Source organism: Vampirovibrio sp. (assembly GCF_041737375.1).
GTDB lineage: Bacteria > Cyanobacteriota > Vampirovibrionia > Vampirovibrionales > Vampirovibrionaceae > Vampirovibrio.
In genome coordinates, this window is record NZ_JBGSRV010000014.1 from 1 (window position 1) to 3,464 (window position 3,464).

Consider the following 3,464-nt stretch of genomic DNA (forward strand, 5'->3'; position numbering starts at 1 on the left):
CAGTTTCCACTTCTCTTAAGGCTCGGACAATTTGTTCCTCTGTAAATCGACTGGCTTTCATTTCGAGATTCTCCTTGACGACATGGTAATACGGGAAAATCTCTAGTTTCAACTGGCTCTAAATTTCGGGCGCCTGTCAACCTGCCCCGCTCAGAATGGAACCGAGTTTACCCCAAATGCCCTTGCCACCATGATCCTCGTAGACAACTTGCCCTTTTAAAACTGGCGATGACATATTCAATCCTTACGCTTGGATTCAAAGACACAGGCTGATTAAGCCTCTTATGCAAAGGTCTTTCTGCCACAGTATCTTATGAAGAAGTGCTATTTCCCCAATATAGACAACGACTGTTTAAAACCATAGCGAAGGAAATTTACGATTTTTTGAAACACTGGCGCCGCAAGGGAAGCAAGTCCTGTCAAGTTGACAAAGTGAGTTTACATACCATTGAAAAGAGGGTGAAATTCACTGTAAAAGCGCTTCTGAGCACATACGATAGCCCTATGTAGTAGACATATAAGGGGTTCCTCACATGTTAACCCAGCATGACCAAGACTATTTTACCAATCGGGATAACCCAATGACACCGATTGAGACGGCGCAATATCTGAAAAGACCTTATCCCAGTGACGATACAATAAGAAAGGCCCAGCGTTTATCAAGGTTGGGGAACGGATTTACTATGATAAACGGGTTTTGGACGAGTGGCTGCAGAGCAGGACTCAGGTCTTTTGGCTTTAATTGGACGTAATCGGCCAGATTTATGGACATAAACCTTTATAGCTCATTATTTCCTATAATTCTCAGTTCATTGGGTGAGTTTTTGTAATACTTCTATTACATATTGCATCTTGCATGGTATTATATAGATTAAAATTTGATACAGCATTTGTAATACAAGGGTTAAAAAATGGTCTTTGATCACGAAACCGCTAGACGCCATTTAAATGCCCGCTTAAGTAAGATCGCCATTGATAGCATGAAACGACCACCTAAAGGTTGGATTCGGGCAATTCGTGATGCTCTGGGAATGACCACTACGCAGTTGGCTAAACGGCTTGGGGTAGCGCATCCTCGAATTATAGCAATCAAGAAAGAGGAAACGCTAGGAAATTTAAAGCTCAGTACGCTTGAACGGGCAGCCGCATTTGTTTTTTTTATTTCAATTATGACCCAATGACCATCTTGATCCTTATCAAGGAGATCTATAAAACTTTTTGTCCCGAATTCACTAGGTATATACTGCTCAACTTCGAGTAGTTCGAGATTTGCCTCAATAATAGAGATGTTAGTGGCAACAAGATCTCTATTATGTGCTTCCAACATTAATACTACCCCTTTTTGCGGCTCTAAAAGTTACAATGGGCTGTATGAATTGTAATAAATGGATTACAAAAACTCTAGACTAGGCTATACCAAGTTGAGCGTCCTTGGCCGTGGCGAACAAGTTGCCCACTCTTCACCAAATCATTGAGTCGAGCCTTGATAGTGCTTCGGCTTTCGCCAGTCACAGTTTCAATATCCTGTGTCTTGATGCGACCTCGTTCTCTGGCAAGTTCAAGGATCTGTGCAGACAGGGCTGGGATAGAACTTGTTAAGAGCCTTTCTCGTCCCATTTTCGTCTCTAACCGCTTCATTTGTTTCTGCATGGCTCTCAAGAAAAAGAGAATCTAGGGCTGCCAATCAGGTGCCACCGAATCCAGTGTGCCCTGAGTCCGCCTTAAGGCTAAATAGTAACTATCTTTGCTCTCTTCGATGAGGCTTTCCAGAGAACTGTAGGGTACATAAGCGTAACCTGCCCTTAACAAGAGTAGGGTCGTGAGAACCCTGGATAACCTGCCGTTACCGTCCTGAAAAGGGTGAATAGCAAGAAAAACCACCTTAAAGATAGCAATCACAAGCAAGGCATGAAGACTCTTGTCTTCCAACGACTCCCTGGTCCACAAAACCAGTTCAGTCATTTTGGAAGGAGTGTCAAAAGGGGAAGCCGTTTGAAAGACGATTCTAAGGCTCTCTCCAGAAGGGCTAAAGGCTTCCACGCTATTGGACAGACTTTTATATTCCCCACGATGTCGCTCATCCTTAGAACTGTATTGCAAAAGCATCGTATGAAGCTGCTTGATGAAGTTTTCCGTTAGCGGAATAGACTCCCAAGACTCAAAGACTTGTTCCATCAAGGCTGCATACCCAGCCACCTCCTCTTCGTCCCTGGAACGGAAGGACGTGGTATCCAAGTTGGAGAGCAGGGCTTTTACTTCTCTATCCGTCAGCTTGACGCCTTCAATCCGGGTTGATGATCCCACACTCTCTATGGTGGCAACTTTTCTCAGGGCGGCTAGTTGCTCAGGAGCAATATTTTTGAGCGCTCGCCAAGCACCCTTAAATTCTTCCAACTCAGCAATCAGTTGGAGCATTTCGGGCGTAATCTCAAGGCTAAGGGTGTTCATGGGACTCATTTTTATATTCCTGACCAATTACGACCAGAAATGTCCATTTTCATCCAATCAGTGCCAAACAACCTGAGTCCTGCTCTGAAGCCACTCATCCAAGACCCGTTGATCGTAGCAAATCCGTTCCTCGACCCTGATAACGCTGGGCCTTTCTTGTTATATCGCCACTGGGACAAGGTCTTACGAGTCCGTTCCAGATATTGAGTCGCCTCAATCGGTGTCATTCGCTTATCCCGATTATTAAAGTAATCTTGGTCATGCTGGGTCAACGCATTGAGAAATCTCTTCTCCTTACTTTTACGAAAAAAGCCGGTAGTGCTACCGGCTTTTTGTTTCTCGTTTACGTCGTCAGGTCATTCGGATCATATTGTGCCTGTTGGAGTATCCTAATGTATTGCTGCACATCTTCGGCAGTTAAACTGGTCCAAAAGCTGGCCAGTCTGCCAAGCACGTCATCAATCACGGTGCCGTAACCCGCTTCATAAGTGATGTAATCACCATAAGAGGCAAACAACGCCCCGCCCCAACTACCAATGCCTTGGTTATCCCACTCCCCCGTCAGGAAGCGTTGCAGGATACGAAGCACATCCTGACGAGTCACCAGAGCCAAAGGTTCACCTCGATAGTCTTGAGGAATACGATAATGATTCTCTGTTTCCAGCCATCCAGTTGTAATAAAGGATTGCAGCATCGCTTGAATCTCAGAAGTAGAAGCAGTAGATTCAGTCATAATGATTGTCCTCCACGATTCAACACAAAGGTATCCCAGCGTTTTTCCAATTTTTCCATAATTTGATTCAGGAGGAAACCGATGTATCTCCGGTTTTTGGACGTTAAAGGTATCAGACAACAAAAAGCCGGTAGTCCTACCGGCTTTTTGTTTCTCATTTACGTCGTCAGGTCATTCGGATCGTATTGGGCGTTTTTGAGTTGGTCATACAGGTGCTGCACTTCTTCTATGGTTATATCGCTCCAAAATCCAGCGAGTTCTGACAAAACATCATCAATCACGG

At 44.5% G+C, this 3,464-nt stretch carries 2 protein-coding genes and 1 pseudogene; all 3 read right to left on the minus strand.

Annotation, left to right across the window (positions count from 1 at the left end; genetic code table 11):
- Nucleotides 1-922: 922 nt before the first annotated feature.
- Nucleotides 923-1,327, minus strand: coding sequence for an endonuclease NucS domain-containing protein (locus ACEW81_RS10170; protein ID WP_373532879.1), 405 nt, complete (start codon nt 1,325-1,327; stop codon nt 923-925).
- 74 nt (nt 1,328-1,401) lie between these two features.
- Nucleotides 1,402-2,448, minus strand: a pseudogene (locus ACEW81_RS10175) (Fic family protein).
- Nucleotides 2,449-2,791: 343 nt separating this feature from the next.
- On the minus strand, nt 2,792-3,181 hold the full coding sequence (locus ACEW81_RS10180; RefSeq protein ID WP_373532880.1) for a hypothetical protein: 390 nt from the start codon (nt 3,179-3,181) through the stop codon (nt 2,792-2,794).
- Between the last annotated feature and the right edge of the window lie 283 nt (nt 3,182-3,464).